General features: G+C 34.2%; 12 protein-coding genes. 6 read left to right on the top strand and 6 right to left on the bottom strand.

What is annotated here, in order from left to right; all coding sequences use genetic code 11:
- Positions 1-78: 78 nt before the first annotated feature.
- The 6 genes from gyrA to dnaA form a co-directional block, all read right to left on the bottom strand.
- Complete coding sequence (gyrA, locus tag IDG65_RS09160) at positions 79-2,748, bottom strand: DNA gyrase subunit A (RefSeq protein ID WP_000819083.1); 2,670 nt, start codon at positions 2,746-2,748, stop codon at positions 79-81.
- Between the two features lie 36 nt (positions 2,749-2,784).
- On the bottom strand, positions 2,785-4,719 hold the full coding sequence (gyrB, locus tag IDG65_RS09155) for a DNA topoisomerase (ATP-hydrolyzing) subunit B (protein WP_000255586.1): 1,935 nt from the start codon (positions 4,717-4,719) through the stop codon (positions 2,785-2,787).
- A gap of 9 nt (positions 4,720-4,728) precedes the next feature.
- Entirely contained in the window at positions 4,729-5,841 is a 1,113-nt protein-coding gene (gene recF / locus IDG65_RS09150; protein ID WP_000775113.1) for a DNA replication/repair protein RecF, read from the bottom strand.
- Positions 5,838-6,083, bottom strand: a complete 246-nt coding sequence (gene yaaA / locus IDG65_RS09145; RefSeq protein ID WP_001789359.1) for a S4 domain-containing protein YaaA — start codon at positions 6,081-6,083, stop codon at positions 5,838-5,840. Before yaaA ends, recF begins: the two co-directional genes overlap by 4 nt.
- Positions 6,084-6,463: 380 nt before the next feature.
- Positions 6,464-7,597: a DNA polymerase III subunit beta gene (gene dnaN, locus IDG65_RS09140; RefSeq protein WP_000969810.1), complete on the bottom strand. Its 1,134-nt coding sequence runs from the start codon at positions 7,595-7,597 to the stop codon at positions 6,464-6,466.
- Between the two features lie 277 nt (positions 7,598-7,874).
- Positions 7,875-9,236 (bottom strand): chromosomal replication initiator protein DnaA, encoded by a 1,362-nt coding sequence (gene dnaA, locus IDG65_RS09135; RefSeq protein ID WP_001290433.1) that lies wholly within the window; start codon positions 9,234-9,236, stop codon positions 7,875-7,877.
- A gap of 730 nt (positions 9,237-9,966) precedes the next feature.
- On the opposite strand from dnaA, the gene rpmH reads away from it, so the two are divergent.
- The 6 genes from rpmH to noc all read left to right on the top strand — a co-directional run bounded on the left by rpmH (position 9,967) and on the right by noc (position 15,641).
- Complete coding sequence (gene rpmH, locus IDG65_RS09130; protein WP_000240855.1) at positions 9,967-10,104, top strand: 50S ribosomal protein L34; 138 nt, start codon at positions 9,967-9,969, stop codon at positions 10,102-10,104.
- A 120-nt stretch (positions 10,105-10,224) separates the two neighbouring features.
- Positions 10,225-10,578 carry a ribonuclease P protein component gene (rnpA, locus tag IDG65_RS09125; RefSeq protein WP_001789343.1) on the top strand — a complete coding sequence of 118 codons (354 nt, stop codon included), beginning with the start codon at positions 10,225-10,227 and terminating at the stop codon, positions 10,576-10,578.
- Positions 10,579-10,716: 138 nt separating this feature from the next.
- Positions 10,717-12,096 (top strand): tRNA uridine-5-carboxymethylaminomethyl(34) synthesis GTPase MnmE, encoded by a 1,380-nt coding sequence (gene mnmE / locus IDG65_RS09120; RefSeq protein ID WP_000362500.1) that lies wholly within the window; start codon positions 10,717-10,719, stop codon positions 12,094-12,096.
- A gap of 66 nt (positions 12,097-12,162) precedes the next feature.
- Positions 12,163-14,040 (top strand): tRNA uridine-5-carboxymethylaminomethyl(34) synthesis enzyme MnmG, encoded by a 1,878-nt coding sequence (mnmG, locus tag IDG65_RS09115; RefSeq protein ID WP_000249657.1) that lies wholly within the window; start codon positions 12,163-12,165, stop codon positions 14,038-14,040.
- Positions 14,040-14,759: a 16S rRNA (guanine(527)-N(7))-methyltransferase RsmG gene (gene rsmG, locus IDG65_RS09110; protein ID WP_000215591.1), complete on the top strand. Its 720-nt coding sequence runs from the start codon at positions 14,040-14,042 to the stop codon at positions 14,757-14,759. The genes mnmG and rsmG overlap by 1 nt, the downstream gene beginning before the upstream one ends.
- Before the next feature lie 42 nt (positions 14,760-14,801).
- Positions 14,802-15,641, top strand: coding sequence for a nucleoid occlusion protein (noc, locus tag IDG65_RS09105; protein ID WP_000742837.1), 840 nt, complete (start codon positions 14,802-14,804; stop codon positions 15,639-15,641).
- Positions 15,642-15,847 lie beyond the last annotated feature (206 nt).

Genomic DNA, 15,847 nt, shown 5'->3' with positions numbered 1-15,847 from the left:
ATCATTGAATATAGTAAAGCATTACTTTCTAGCACAAAAATAAGACTTCCCTACATATAGGGAAGTCTTATTTTTTTATTATTCTTCATCTTCATCTGATGATTGTTGTATATCTTCTTCAACACGATCCATGAAATCTTGTCTTACTTCAATACGTCCATCTTCATCATTTTCTTCTGAATCAATCACTTCAGTATGAATTGCATTTCCTGGTGTTTCATCATTTACAACCGCTTCACGTTGTTGTTCAGTACCATCTTCAGATACAGTTGAAGTAGATTGCTCATCTTCATTCGTTTCATCTTCTGCATCTTCTTTTACTTTAGCAACCGTTGAAACAAATTGATCATCACCTAAGCGAATTAAGCGAACACCTTGTGCTGCACGACCATTTTGAGAAATATCTGCAACATCTAGTCGAATAATGACACCTGCATTAGTAACAATCATTAAATCTTCTTCACCAGTTACTGTAGTGATACATACAACATTACCATTACGCTCAGTAATCGTAGCTGTTTTAATACCTTTACCACCACGATTTGATAAACGATAGTCATTAACTGGCGTACGTTTACCATAACCATTTTCAGTAACTACTAATACTTCATCAACACTGTTTGCATGAGCTACATCAAGCCCTACAACTTCGTCACCTTCACGAAGTGTAATACCTTTCACACCCGTTGCTGTACGGCCTAAAGGACGTAATGTTGATTCAGGGAATCGAATTAATGATGCATGTGATGTACCAATCAAGATATCTTCTTGACCACTTGTTAAGCGAACTGCAATTAACTCATCATCTTCTCTGAACGAAATCGCAATCTTACCATTTCTATTTATTCTTGAGAAGTTACTTAATGCTGAACGTTTAACGACACCACGTTTAGTTGCAAACACTAAGAAGTTGTCTTCACTTTCAAGGTCTTTAACAGCAATCATTGTACTAATGACTTCATCATTTTCAAGTTCAATAGCATTCACTACAGGAATACCTTTAGACTGTCTTGATAACTCAGGCACTTCATAACCTTTAAGTTTGTATACACGACCTTTGTTAGTAAAGAACAATACATGGTCATGTGTACTTAAAGTTACCAATTGACTGACAAAATCTTCTTCCAATGTGTTCATACCTTGAACACCACGACCACCACGGTTTTGAGCACGATATGTAGATACCGGCAAACGTTTAATGTAGTTATTATGGCTCAAAGTAATTACTATTTGTTCTTCTGGAATTAAGTCTTCATCTTCTAAGTCTTCAAATCCACCTAATTGAATTTCTGTACGACGATCATCACCGAAACGATCTCTAATTTCAGTCAATTCATCTCTAACTAACTGTAATAACACTTCTTCATCAGCTAAGATTGCTTCTAATTCACTAATATAATTTAATAACTCATTATATTCAGCTTCAATTTTGTCTCTCTCTAAACCTGTTAGACGTCTTAAACGCATGTCTAAAATAGCTTGAGCTTGTTTTTCAGAAAGTTTGAAGCGTTGTTGCAAGCTTTCCATTGCAACTTTATCTGTATCTGACTCACGAATCGTTGAAATAATTTCATCGATATGGTCAAGTGCGATACGTAATCCTTCTAAAATGTGGGCACGATCTTTAGCTTTACGTAAGTTGTATTGCGTACGTCTTCTAACAACTGTCTTTTGATGCTCTAAATAATGTACCAACGCTTCTTTTAAATTAATAAGCTTCGGTCTACCATTTACAAGTGCAATCATATTCACACCAAATGATGTTTGAAGAGGTGTTTGTTTGTATAAGTTATTTAAAATGACACTAGCATTTGCATCCTTACGCACATCAATAACGACACGCACACCAGTACGTAAACTTGTTTCATCACGTAAATCAGTGATACCGTCAATTTTCTTGTCACGAACGAGCTCTGCAATTTTTTCAATCATACGAGCCTTATTCACTTGGAAAGGAATTTCAGTGACAACAATACGTTGACGTCCGCCTCCACGTTCTTCAATAACTGCACGAGAACGCATTTGAATTGAACCACGACCTGTTTCATATGCACGTCTAATACCACTCTTACCTAAAATAAGTCCAGCAGTTGGGAAATCAGGACCTTCAATATCCTCCATTAACTCAGCAATTGAAATATCAGGGTTTTTACTTAAGCTAAGTACACCATTGATTAATTCTGTTAAGTTATGTGGTGGAATATTCGTTGCCATACCTACCGCGATACCTGATGCACCATTGGCTAACAAGTTAGGGAATCGAGCAGGTAAGACTGACGGCTCTCTTTCATTACCATCATAGTTATCGATAAAATCTATTGTATCTTTATTAATATCTCGTAACAGTTCAAGTGTGATTTTAGTCATACGTGCTTCAGTATAACGCATTGCTGCTGCGCCATCTCCATCCATTGAACCAAAGTTACCTTGGCCATCAACAAGCGGATAACGATAACTGAAATCTTGAGCCATACGTACCATTGCTTCATAAATAGATGAGTCACCATGAGGGTGATATTTACCCATTACGTCACCAACGATACGTGCTGATTTTTTATATGATTTATCCGGTGTCATACCTTGTTCATTTAATCCATATAGTATACGACGATGTACTGGTTTTAAACCGTCACGAACATCTGGCAATGCACGAGCAACGATAACACTCATCGCATAATCTAAAAATGATTCACGCATTTCACTGGTAATATTTCGTTCATTTATTCTTGATTGAGGTAATTCAGCCATCAAGAGTTCCTCCTTCAAAAGTTCAGTTCACAGCGCTTAGAAGTCTAAGTTTGCATAAACTGCATTATCTTCTATAAATTGTCTACGGTTTTCTACAACATCACCCATTAACATTTCAAATGTTTGGTCCGCTTCAATCGCATCTTCAAGTTTTACTTGTAAAAGAGCGCGGTGCTCAGGGTTCATTGTTGTTTCCCATAATTGATCTGCATTCATTTCTCCAAGACCTTTGTATCGTGCAATAGACCATTTTGGTGTTGGATTCAATTCAGATTTAAGTTTATCAAGTTCCCTATCATTGTATACATAATACTTTTGTTTACCTTGTGTCAGTTTATACAACGGTGGCTGTGCAATATACACATAGCCTGCTTCAATTAACGGTCTCATAAATCGATAGAAGAATGTTAATAACAATGTTCTAATATGCGCTCCATCCACATCGGCATCAGTCATAATGACGATTTTGTGATATCTTGCTTTCGCTAGATCAAAGTCGCCACCGATTCCTGTACCAAATGCTGTAATCATTTGACGAATTTCATTGTTATTCAAAATTCTATCTAATCGTGCTTTTTCAACATTTAATATCTTACCTCGTAATGGTAAAATCGCCTGTGTTCTAGAGTCACGACCAGATTTTGTAGACCCCCCGGCAGAGTCCCCTTCGACTAAGAAAATCTCACATTCTTCAGGACTTTTACTAGAGCAATCGGCTAATTTACCTGGAAGACTTGCTACATCTAACGCTGATTTACGACGTGTAACTTCACGCGCTTTTTTCGCAGCAACACGTGCACGTGCCGCCATAATACCTTTTTCAACCACTGTACGTGCGACTTGTGGATTTTCATATAAAAATCGTTCAAAGTGCTCTGAGAATAATTTATCTACAACTTGACGCACTTCAGAATTACCTAATTTTGTCTTCGTTTGACCTTCGAATTGAGGATCACCATGTTTGATAGATATAATTGCTGTCATGCCTTCACGTGTATCTTCACCAGAAAGTCTATCTTTTTCTTCTTTCATAATCTTGCTACTTAAACCATAACTATTTAAGACACGCGTTAATGCACGTTTGAATCCGTCTTCATGCGTACCACCTTCGTACGTATGAATGTTATTTGCGTAAGTTAAAAGATTTGTGGCATATCCTGAGTTATATTGAATCGCAATTTCTACTTCAATATCATCTTTAGATTGATGAATATAAATTGGCTCATCATGAATAGGTTCTTTATTTTCGTTCAATAACTCAACATAAGATTTAATACCGCCCTCATAATGATAGGAGTCTTCTCTAACGTTTTCTTCATCACGTTCATCTCTTAATGTGATTTGAATTCCTTTGTTTAAGAAAGCAAGCTCTCTAATACGTTGCTGTAATGTTTCATAGTTGTAGACAGTTGTCTCTGTGAAGATTTCTCCATCTGCTTTAAAACGAATGACAGTACCTGTCTTATCAGTTGTGCCAACTTCTTTTAAGTCAAATTGAGGTACACCTTTTTTATATGCTTGATGATATATAGTCTCATTTCTGTGTACATATACTTCTAAGTCTTGTGACAATGCGTTTACAACTGATGAACCAACACCATGTAAACCACCAGATACTTTGTATCCGCCACCGCCGAATTTACCACCAGCATGTAAAACAGTTAAAATAACTTCGACAGCTGGACGTCCCATTTTTTCTTGAATATCAACTGGGATACCACGTCCGTTATCCGTTACTTTAATCCAGTTATCTTTTTCAATAACAACTTCAATTTGATTTGCATAACCAGCTAATGCTTCATCGATACTATTATCGACAATTTCCCACACTAAATGGTGCAAACCTCTCTCTGAAGTCGATCCTATATACATACCTGGTCTTTTACGTACTGCTTCTAAACCTTCTAATACTTGTATTTGCCCAGCACCATAATTATCCGTGTTGTTTACATCTGACAATGCAGTCACCATCGCTTTCTGTTACTTTATAATTTCACCTTGATTAATACGATACAATTTAGCGTTATTCATGATTTCATGATCAATACCATCTACAGATGTCGTAGTGACAAATGTTTGTACTTTATGCTGAATCGTACTTAATAAATGCGTTTGACGCGAATCATCTAATTCACTGAGTACATCGTCTAATAATAAGATGGGATATTCCCCAACTTCGATATTCATTAACTCAATTTCAGCTAATTTAATGGACAAAGCCGTTGTACGTTGCTGTCCTTGAGAACCATATGTTTGAGCATCCATGCCATTCACATCAAAACTTATATCATCTCGATGTGGTCCGAATAAGCTAATGCCTCGTTCTTTTTCTCTTTGCATATTATCGCTAAGAATAGACATAATTTCTTCAAGTCGTGCCGCTTCATTTTGAGCATAATCAAATTTAAGACTAGGTAAATAATTTAGCGACAACGCTTCTTTATCATTTGTGATACCAGCATGAATCGGTTTAGCTAACGACTCTAGCTCTTGAATAAAATGTGCACGTTTATCAGTTACTTTCATTGCATATTCAGCAAACTGCTGATTTAATACTTCCAACATTGTTAAGTCCTTTTTTTGGCCTAATTGTAACTGCTTTAAGTAATTATTCTTTTGCTTTAAAATACGTTGGTATTGAGCTAAATCATTTAAGTAAACAGCAGAAATTTGGCCCAACTCCATATCTATAAAGCGTCGTCTTATTTGAGGAGAGCCTTTTACAATATTCAAATCTTCTGGCGCAAATAGAACCACATTGAGGTGTCCAATATATTGAGTTAGTCGACTTTGCTCTAAGTGATTCACTTTGACTTGTTTACCTTTTTTAGTTATAAACATTGTTAATGGCATCGTGCCGTGTCTATAACTAAGCTCACCTTCTATTTTAGCATAATCAGCATTAAAACGTATGAGTTCCTTATCATTACTCGTTCTATGACTTTTTGCTAAAGCTAAGGTATAAATTGATTCAAGTAAATTTGTCTTTCCTTGTGCATTTTCTCCAATGAGGATATTCACGTCAGGATGACATTTCAACGTAACCTCATCATAGTTACGATAATTTTCTAATTGGAGTGTATTTAACTTCATTGTTCACCTTGATGAATGATTAAGAAAGAACCAGCATCTTCAGGTAATTCTGGGATATCTATACGATCTTGATGTTCTAACTTTTTACCGCGACGTGTTTCACGCACTCCATTAATTAATACTTCAACGTCTTGCAAGAACCATTTTGCTTGACCACCAGATTCAATAATCCCTTCTGTTTTTAGAAATTGACCTAAATTAATGTCTCCTTCTACTACAACTTCTTGAACCAAAATAATCACTCCATTTCTTTGTATGTCATTAATATATTATACCTTTTTTTGTCACAAATTTCATTTAAAATAGAGGTAGAAACCGTTTACATATAAATAATTAATTCTTATTTTTGGGCAATACTGTCATTTTCAATTTTTTAACGCTATTTAACGGCGTTTAACTTTTATATTCAACTTGTTATTGACTATTAAAATTTTAAATTTAAAGGGCATATAAGCACACTTATTAAATTTTGGATACATTTGTCATAAATTTAATTGGCGTCTTTTATTTGCTGTTTAAAATGCTGTCAAATTTATTTTACATACGCATCTAGAATTATTTTTGCCAAAAAATAAAGGATGACGTTTTAATTAATCACGTCATCCTTTATTTATATTTATTTTTAGTAAGTTCTGATTGGTAAAATTAATTGCGTTACTGAGTCGTCACCTTTTGGTTTTAGAATAAATGGTTTCATTGTACCGAAGAATTCAACTTCAACCTCATCATTATCGATTGCTTTTAAAGCATCCATCATATATTTAGAGTTGAATGAAATTTTCAGGTTACCACCTTCAACATCGTTTGCATCGACTTCTTCTTTTACAGTACCAATTTCTGGTGATGTAGAAGACAATTCAACAACGTCATCACCTGTACTTAATTTAATAACGTTATTACCACCTTCACGTGCTAATAAAGATGCACGATCAATCGCATGATAAAACTCCCCATTGTCTATACTTAATTTAATTTCATAGTTTTCAGGGAATAAACGTGTTGTATCAGGATAATGTCCTTCTAATAATCGAGAAATAAAGTTCACATTTCCAACTTTAAATAAAACTTGGTTTGAAGCAAAGAAGATATCAATGTCTTCTTCATTGTCAGACATAATTTTATTTAATTCAGCTAAAGCCTTACCTGGAATGATGACATTTTTGTTTTCAGAAACATCTTCTAACTGCAACTTTCTTACAGCCAAGCGGTGCGAGTCAGTCGCTGTGCATATTAATTCATTTTCTTGTATAAGCCAGTTCACACCAGTTAGTACTGGGCGTGTTTCTGAGGTGGACACTGCAAAATTCGTTTGTGCAATTACGTTTTTAAGCACTTTTACCGACAATTGAATTGCGTCATCTCTAGAAACTTGAGGTAATAAAGGATATTGATCTGGATCTAAGCCACTCAAATTAAATTCAGAATGACCTGATGTAATTAATGTCTGGAATTGTTCATTTGTAGATAATTTAACATCTTTACCAGGTAATTTTTTTATAATATCAACAAAGAATCGTCCAGGAAGTACTACTGAGCCTGTTTCTGAAATATTGACAATATCTTCGCCATCTACAGTTTTAGGAATAGTGATTTCTATTGAAATTTCAGAGTCTGAACCAGTTAGTATAACTTCATGTTCTTTCGCATCGATTTTGATACCAGTTAATATAGGTAATGTTGTTCTTGGTGAAATAGCTTTTAATGTGTCATTTAATTGTGTAATAAAATAATCTCTTTTAATAGTGAATTCCATCATTAATTAAAACTCCTTCCAGTCGTTTATATATAATTATATAGGTTTTAAGTTCTTAGTAATAGTAGTAGGTGCTGTGGATTGGTGGATAAGTCTTAAAAACATAGATTTGGCGAAGTTATACACATGTTGATAACTTGTGTATGATGTGTATGACTTTTAAACATTATCCACAAAATGAGTTTTGCTCATCTTGCCACATTAGTATATAGAAATGTAAAAAATGACAGTTATTATTAGTGCTGTTATATAACAGATTACATTTCCCAAAGTTTCCTACTTATACATTTCTTATTTCTTTTTCAAGATTCTCTACTTCTTGTTTAAAAATAGGATCTTCTTTTAAATCTTTAGATATTTTTTCATGAGCATGAATGACGGTCGTATGATCACGCCCACCAAATTCTTCACCAATTTTAGGTAATGAGAAATCTGTAAGCTCTCTAGACAAGTACATAGCTATTTGACGCGGATATGCAATTGACTTTGTACGTTTTTTTGCACTGAAATCTTCAATTCTAACATTATAGTACTGGCCTACAATTTTTTGAATATCTTGGATGGTAATCTTTTTAGATTTTGGTGCTTGAATGATATCTTTTAAAGCTTCAGCAGTTAATTCAGTTGTAATTGGTTTTCCTAATAATTGTGAATATGCAAGTAAACGTGTTAATGCACCTTCTAATTCACGAATATTAGATTGAATTTGATTTGCTATATAATTTAAAGCTTCTGGTGGAATATCTAATTTTTCTTCTTCAATTTTCTTCTGCAAAATTGCCATTCGAGTTTCATAATCTGGTGGCGTAATATCAACAATTAGCCCCCATTCAAAGCGTGAACGTAATCGATCTTCTAATTGTGCAATTTCCTTTGGTGGTCGATCACTCGAAATAACTATTTGCTTGTTATTCTGATGCAATTCATTAAAAGTATAGAAAAATTCTTCTTGTGTTTGTACTTTATTTTGTATGAACTGAATATCATCGATTAATAAGACGTCGATATTACGATATCTTTCTCTGAAAGCTTCACCTTCGTTATCACGTATTGATTTAATAAATTCATTTGTGAATTTTTCACTTGATGTGTAAATCACTTTGGCATCTGGATTATTATCTAAAACATGATGACCAATGGCATGCATTAAATGGGTTTTTCCTAAACCAACACCTCCATAGATAAATAATGGATTGTACGCTTTGGCTGGTGCTTCGGCCACAGCTAAACTCGCTGCATGTGGAAAGCGGTTACCAGGTCCTATTACAAAAGTGTCAAATGTGTTATGGGCATTGAATTGCTCTCTACCAAGCACATGATTATCCTCAGTTGTTTCAGTAGAAGGTTTTGTTGTTTCTTTTGGAGTAGCAGTTTCATTATTACTATAATTTGCTAATTCTTCAGTAGTAATAAAGTGAGGTTTTACTTCATAGCCTACAACATCAAATAAGATTGCTTGGATAATTTCAGCATATTGTTGATTTAACCAATTTGCATTAAAAGGAATACTCGATAATACGATAGCTTCACCATCTTTGATCGTGTAAAGTTCAGTATCTTTTAGGAAAGTTGAGTAACTTACAGCTGATAATTTTTCTTGAGCAATTTCAAGCACTTTTTCCCAAATTTCTTTTTCCGACATAAATTTACTCCATCTTTCTTAAATTTTTAAGTTATACACAAAAATAACAGCCGTGGATAACTTCTAAACACACCATGTTAATAATTATCCACAAGTTAATAACAATCAGTGGATAACTTTATCCTGCTTATTAGTTATGCACAGTATTTTTATGTAAATATCAATAAATAAATCCTTATAAAATCATGAGTTGGACGACTTATCCACACAATTATACTTTTTCAGTTCTCTATATGTCAAATACCTGTGAATATGTTGCTAAAAATAGTATAACTTTGTGTGTAATTTCTAATTATCCACAATTCTGAAAACTGTAAATGTGCATAAGTGGATAACTTTTCCTTCTATAGAGTATCTGTTAGTGAGTGTATCAAAACAGCTTGGGAAATAATTTATAAAGTATGTATAAGAACTGTATAAGGTATTCAAACATTGTAAACACTCATGCTTCGGACCAAACTCATGGTGATGTTATGAAATTTGATTGCTCGCATCGTGTATTTCTATCTTTAATCGATAAAAGTAAAAAAATTGAGCAGTAGCATAAAATGAACTTGCGTTATAAAAAGGATTTTGTTATATTGTAGTAGTTGCTTGAATTATGACTAGATAATCAATGAGCTAATACGAGAATTTTAATCTAAGAAACGCAAAATCTTATCTATTAAAGTGATCAGAGTCTGCATAATCTGGTATATTAGATAACTGTATAAAGATGGAGGTGTTTTGCATGGTAAAACGTACTTATCAACCAAATAAACGTAAACATAGTAAAGTTCATGGTTTCAGAAAACGCATGAGCACAAAAAATGGCCGTAAAGTTTTAGCGCGCCGTCGTCGTAAAGGCCGTAAAGTTTTATCTGCATAAGATCACTGACTCATCAGTGATCTTTTTTTTCGTTTAAATTAAGAATAAATAGAAATTTATGTTATAAGCTCAATAGAAGTTTAAATATAGCTTCAAATAAAAACGATAAATAAGCGAGTGATGTTATTGGAAAAAGCTTACCGAATTAAAAAGAATGCAGATTTTCAGAGAATATATAAAAAAGGTCATTCTGTAGCCAACAGACAATTTGTTGTATACACTTGTAATAATAAAGAAATAGACCATTTTCGCTTAGGTATTAGTGTTTCTAAAAAACTAGGTAATGCAGTGTTAAGAAACAAGATTAAAAGAGCAATACGTGAAAATTTCAAAGTACATAAGTCGCATATATTGGCCAAAGATATTATTGTAATAGCAAGACAGCCAGCTAAAGATATGACGACTTTACAAATACAGAATAGTCTTGAGCACGTACTTAAAATTGCCAAAGTTTTTAATAAAAAAATTAAGTAATGATAGGGTAGGGGAAGGTAAACATTAACCACTCAACACCTCCCGAAGTCTTACCTCAGACAAACGTAAGACTTACCTTAGGGTTATAATAACTTACTTTAAAATGTATTCACATCGTTGAAGGAGGCGAGTAGCAATATGGATTTAGATACAATTACGAGTATTTCAACACCAATGGGTGAAGGGGCAATTGGAATTGTTCGATTGTCTGGACCGCAAGCCGTTGAAATTGCAGACATATTATATAAAGGAAAACATCTTTTAAATGATGTTCCATCACATACGATTAATTACGGTCATATTATTGATCCAGAGTCTAAAGAAGTGGTTGAAGAAGTTATGGTGTCTGTGTTAAGAGCGCCAAAAACATTTACACGCGAAGATATTATAGAAATTAATTGTCATGGTGGTATATTAACGATTAATAGAGTGCTGGAACTTACTATGACATATGGCGCTCGAATGGCTGAGCCAGGTGAATTTACAAAACGAGCCTTTTTAAATGGTCGTATTGATTTATCTCAAGCTGAAGCAGTTATGGACTTTATTCGCTCGAAGACAGATAGAGCTTCTAAGGTTGCGATGAATCAAATTGAAGGTCGTCTAAGTGACTTAATCAAAAAACAACGTCAATCTATATTAGAGATACTCGCTCAAGTAGAAGTGAATATTGATTATCCTGAATACGATGATGTTGAAGATGCGACTACTGAATTTCTTTTAGAGCAGTCTAAAGAAATCAAACAGGAAATTAATCGTTTATTAGATACCGGTGCGCAGGGTAAAATTATGCGTGAAGGTTTATCTACAGTTATTGTTGGTAAACCAAACGTAGGTAAATCATCGATGTTAAATAATTTAATACAAGATAATAAAGCGATTGTAACTGAGGTAGCAGGTACTACAAGAGATGTCTTAGAAGAGTACGTCAATGTTCGTGGCGTGCCATTAAGATTAGTTGATACTGCTGGTATACGCGAGACAGAAGATATAGTAGAGAAGATTGGTGTTGAACGCTCTAGAAAGGCTCTTAGCCAAGCAGACTTAATTTTATTTGTATTAAACAATAACGAAGCATTGACTCAAGAAGATTACACATTATATGAAGTGGTTAAAAATGAAGATGTAATCGTAATTGTTAATAAAATGGATTTAGAGCAAAACATAGATATTAATGAAGTTAAAGATATGATAGGTGATACGCCATTAATTCAAACTTCAATGTTAAAACAAGAAGGTATTGATGAATTAGAAATACAAATTCGAGATTTGTTCTTTGGTGGAGAAGTACAAAATCAGGATATGACTTATGTTTCTAATTCAAGACATATTTCATTATTAAAACAAGCAAGACAAACGATACAAGATGCGATTGATGCAGCAGAATCTGGTGTGCCTATGGATATGGTACAAATTGATTTAACTAGAACTTGGGAAATATTAGGAGAAATTATTGGTGAGACTGCAAGTGATGAACTCATCGATCAGTTATTCAGTCAATTCTGCTTAGGTAAATAGTAATTGAAATAGACGGAATACCGTCTTAAGAAGGCTAGTAAGATATCAAATAAGGAGGTTTATATTGTGGTTCAAGAATATGATGTAATCGTTATAGGTGCGGGACATGCAGGTGTAGAAGCAGGTTTAGCATCTGCAAGACGTGGTGCTAAAACATTAATGCTAACAATAAATTTAGATAATATTGCATTTATGCCATGTAACCCATCTGTAGGTGGACCAGCTAAAGGTATCGTTGTTCGTGAAATTGATGCTTTAGGTGGACAAATGGCAAAAACAATCGATAAAACACACATTCAAATGAGAATGTTAAATACAGGTAAAGGACCTGCTGTAAGAGCACTAAGAGCGCAAGCAGATAAAGTACTTTATCAACAAGAAATGAAACGCGTGATTGAAGATGAAGAAAATTTGCATATAATGCAAGGTATGGTAGACGAACTTATTATAGAAGATAATGAAGTTAAAGGTGTACGTACAAATATTGGTACAGAGTATTTATCTAAAGCAGTAATTATTACAACGGGAACATTTTTACGTGGTGAAATCATTTTAGGTAATATGAAGTATTCAAGTGGACCAAATCACCAATTACCATCAATCACATTATCAGACAATTTAAGAGAACTTGGTTTTGATATTGTTCGTTTTAAAACAGGTACACCACCGCGTGTAAATTCAAAAACAATTGACTATTCGAAGACTGAAATACAACCAGGTGACGATGTAGGTCGTGCATTCAGCTTTGAAACAACAGAATATATATTAGATCAATTGCCATGTTGGCTAACGTATACTAATGCTGAAACACACAAAGTTATCGATGATAATTTACATCTATCTGCAATGTATTCAGGGATGATTAAAGGAACCGGGCCACGTTATTGCCCTTCAATTGAAGATAAATTTGTTCGATTTAATGATAAGCCGCGACATCAACTTTTCTTAGAGCCTGAAGGTCGTAATACAAATGAAGTATATGTGCAAGGATTATCTACAAGTCTTCCTGAACATGTGCAACGTCAAATGTTAGAGACGATACCAGGTCTTGAAAAAGCAGATATGATGCGTGCCGGCTACGCAATTGAATATGATGCGATTGTGCCAACGCAGTTATGGCCTACACTTGAAACGAAAATGATTAAAAACTTATACACTGCAGGTCAAATTAATGGTACATCTGGTTATGAAGAAGCAGCAGGACAAGGATTGATGGCAGGTATTAACGCTGCAGGTAAAGTGTTAAACACAGGCGAAAAGATATTAAGTCGTTCAGATGCATATATTGGTGTCTTAATCGATGATCTTGTAACTAAAGGTACTAATGAACCTTATCGTTTACTAACATCACGTGCAGAATATCGTTTGTTACTACGTCATGATAATGCTGATTTGAGATTGACGGATATGGGATATGAACTTGGTATGATTTCTGAAGAACGATATGCACGTTTTAATGAAAAACGTCAGCAAATTGATGCGGAAATTAAGCGTTTATCAGATATTCGTATTAAACCAAACGAACATACGCAAGCGATTATTGAACAACATGGTGGTTCTCGCTTAAAAGATGGTATTTTAGCTATCGATTTATTACGCAGACCTGAAATGACTTACGATATAATTTTAGAAATTTTAGAAGAAGAACATCAATTGAATGCAGATGTTGAAGAACAAGTAGAAATACAAACAAAATATGAAGGTTATATCAATAAATCACTACAACAAGTTGAGAAAGTTAAGCGTATGGAAGAGAAGAAAATTCCAGAAGACTTAGATTATAGTAAGATTGATAGTTTGGCGACTGAAGCGCGAGAAAAATTATCAGAAGTAAAACCTTTAAATATTGCACAAGCTTCTAGAATATCAGGGGTAAATCCAGCAGACATATCTATATTATTGATTTACTTAGAACAAGGTAAACTCCAAAGGGTGAGTGACTAATGACTGTAGAATGGTTAGCAGAACAATTAAAAGAACATAATATTGAATTAACTGAGACTCAAAAACAACAGTTTCAAACATATTATCGTTTACTTGTTGAATGGAATGAAAAGATGAATTTGACAAGTATTACAGATGAACACGATGTATATTTGAAACATTTTTATGATTCCGTTGCACCTAGTTTTTATTTTGATTTTAATCAGCCTATAAGTATATGTGATGTAGGCGCTGGAGCTGGTTTTCCAAGTATTCCGTTAAAAATAATGTTTCCGCAGTTAAAAGTGACGATTGTTGATTCATTAAATAAGCGTATTCAATTTTTAAACCATTTAGCGTCAGAATTACAATTACAGGATGTCAGCTTTATACACGATAGAGCAGAAACATTTGGTAAGGGTGTCTACAGGGAGTCTTATGATGTTGTTACTGCAAGAGCAGTAGCTAGATTATCCGTGTTAAGTGAATTGTGCTTACCGCTAGTTAAAAAAGGTGGACAGTTTGTTGCATTAAAATCTTCAAAAGGTGAAGAAGAATTAGAAGAAGCAAAATTTGCAATTAGTGTGTTAGGTGGTAATGTTACAGAAACACATACCTTTGAATTGCCAGAAGATGCTGGAGAGCGCCAGATGTTCATTATTGATAAAAAAAGACAGACGCCGAAAAAGTATCCAAGAAAACCAGGGACGCCTAATAAGACTCCTTTACTTGAAAAATAATGCATAATCCTTTACAACTAACATAAAAGGAGCGAATGGATAATGAAAAAACCTTTTTCAAAATTATTTGGTTTGAAAAACAAAGATGACATCATTGGACATATTGAAGAAGATCGCAATAGTAATGTTGAATCCATTCAAATTGAACGTATCGTTCCCAACCGTTATCAACCAAGACAGGTGTTTGAACCAAATAAAATTAAAGAACTTGCTGAATCAATACATGAACATGGTTTACTACAACCTATTGTTGTAAGACCGATTGAAGAAGATATGTTTGAAATTATTGCTGGAGAGCGCCGATTTAGAGCAATACAATCACTAAATTTACCTCAAGCAGACGTTATTATTCGTGATATGGATGATGAAGAGACGGCTGTTGTTGCATTAATTGAGAATATTCAAAGAGAAAATTTGTCTGTTGTTGAAGAAGCGGAAGCCTATAAGAAATTATTGGAAATTGGTGATACAACGCAAAGTGAATTGGCAAAAAGTTTAGGTAAAAGTCAAAGCTTTATTGCAAATAAGTTGCGTTTATTGAAGTTGGCGCCGAAAGTACTACTTCGCTTAAGAGAAGGTAAAATTACTGAACGCCATGCGAGAGCGGTATTATCATTGTCTGATAGCGAACAAGAAGCGTTGATTGAGCAAGTCATTGCACAAAAGCTAAATGTGAAACAGACTGAAGATAGAGTACGCCAAAAAACGGGGCCCGAAAAAGTCAAAGCACAAAACCTTCGCTTTGCACAAGATGTCACTCAAGCACGAGATGAGGTAGGCAAAAGTATCCAAGCGATTCAACAAACAGGACTACATGTTGAGCATAAAGACAAAGATCATGAAGATTATTATGAAATAAAAATTCGAATATATAAACGTTAGTAGTAGGATGTCGTATACATGATGACTAACACATAAAAGACAAAGCTAAGATCATAACAGCTTTGTCTTTTTTTTCTTGAAAAGAAAACCATACGCTATGCGTATGGTTCAGAAAAGGTTCTACCATTGTCACAAAAAATGCATCTCTACGTGCTAGAATAAATATTGGTCAGCCAACCAAAATAATCAACACGAGGAGATGCTAT

Source organism: Staphylococcus sp. EG-SA-17, assembly GCF_017151845.1.
Taxonomy (GTDB): domain Bacteria; phylum Bacillota; class Bacilli; order Staphylococcales; family Staphylococcaceae; genus Staphylococcus; species Staphylococcus aureus.
The sequence above is the reverse complement of the archived record's forward strand: the minus strand, read 5'-3'. Positions and strand labels throughout refer to the sequence as shown.

Excerpts from the sequence above, each read along its gene's own strand:
- gyrA (WP_000819083.1), bottom strand. The coding sequence starts at position 2,748 with ATGGCTGAATTACCTCAATCAAGAATAAATGAACGAAATATTACCAGT.
- gyrB (WP_000255586.1), bottom strand. The coding sequence starts at position 4,719 with ATGGTGACTGCATTGTCAGATGTAAACAACACGGATAATTATGGTGCT.
- recF (WP_000775113.1), bottom strand. The coding sequence starts at position 5,841 with ATGAAGTTAAATACACTCCAATTAGAAAATTATCGTAACTATGATGAG.
- dnaN (WP_000969810.1), bottom strand. The coding sequence starts at position 7,597 with ATGATGGAATTCACTATTAAAAGAGATTATTTTATTACACAATTAAAT.
- dnaA (WP_001290433.1), bottom strand. The coding sequence starts at position 9,236 with ATGTCGGAAAAAGAAATTTGGGAAAAAGTGCTTGAAATTGCTCAAGAA.
- rpmH (WP_000240855.1), top strand. The coding sequence starts at position 9,967 with ATGGTAAAACGTACTTATCAACCAAATAAACGTAAACATAGTAAAGTT.
- rnpA (WP_001789343.1), top strand. The coding sequence starts at position 10,225 with ATGTTATTGGAAAAAGCTTACCGAATTAAAAAGAATGCAGATTTTCAG.
- mnmE (WP_000362500.1), top strand. The coding sequence starts at position 10,717 with ATGGATTTAGATACAATTACGAGTATTTCAACACCAATGGGTGAAGGG.
- rsmG (WP_000215591.1), top strand. The coding sequence starts at position 14,040 with ATGACTGTAGAATGGTTAGCAGAACAATTAAAAGAACATAATATTGAA.
- noc (WP_000742837.1), top strand. The coding sequence starts at position 14,802 with ATGAAAAAACCTTTTTCAAAATTATTTGGTTTGAAAAACAAAGATGAC.